Below are 1,005 nucleotides of genomic sequence, written 5' to 3' on the forward strand. Positions count from 1 at the left end.
GCACATTACCGTGCATTAAAAATAACTTTATAAGATGAAGATGAGAAAAAAATGAGAATAAGATTAACGACTACCCGCTTTGCTCGCTTCATTTCTGTTCAACATACGTAGAATCTCTAATAAGATCACATTCAAACTGAACCACGTACCTCCAAATAAATAACCAGCAAGAACATCACTTGGATACTGAACATAGAAGAAGACACGGCTGATCCCAACGAGAAGGCAGAGTACAATAACTAGTAAGGTCGCAATAATACGAACTCTCACATTCCCTTTATGTCTCACTAATAAATACGTTGCAAAACCGCACACCGTCAATGAAATTAACGTTTGCTCACTCGGAAATGTGTATGGAAATTGGTGATCAACGGAAGGCCCCACGCGATGAAATAACGCTCGCAATCCTTCATCCAGCGCTTCACCCCCAACAATAACAAAAGCAAAGCACATCAATTCTAATAAGCGGTCTTTGCCCTTCCAAATAATCAGGATCGTTGTTATTCCAATCAAAGGGATGAATACATAATACGAGCCTAAGAGCGCAAACCAATTCATCCAAGCACTCCAATTGGGATCGAACACTTCGTGAATGATAAAGATAACAATCTCATCAAAAAGCGTGAATTCATTTTCTACAAATTCTTGAATCATGCCAATCACGAGAGCTAGACACGCAGCAAAGACGGTAAAAGCACCTAGCASGACAAACTTCACTTTCYCCATGGAATGGTAATGAAATATTACTTTCTGGAGATTTTTTGTGAGCAGATCAGTGAATTTAACTTTATTTTTCCGAAACCAATACACCATCATTATTACGAAAGCCACGATTATCCCAATGTAAATCAAATACCGGTTAATCGTATGATGATATTGCTCCCATTTTGGGCCTAAGACCTTGCCAAGAGAGATAAAAACAACTACCCAAATGAACGCTCCGAAATAGGAATATCCAGCATAAATCCGAAAGGGAAGACGAGTTACCCCAGCGAAGTACCCTGT

The 1,005-nt window shown here is 39.4% G+C and carries 1 protein-coding gene; it reads right to left on the minus strand.

Features of this window, described 5'->3' with window-relative positions; translation table 11 throughout:
* Positions 1–63: 63 nt before the first annotated feature.
* Positions 64–1,005: bifunctional DedA family/phosphatase PAP2 family protein (locus tag AC1DUA_RS38935; RefSeq protein ID WP_477504775.1), on the minus strand; the 942-nt coding region annotated here is incomplete at its 5' end.

This window comes from Paenibacillus sp. 01T422 (genome assembly GCF_056398785.1).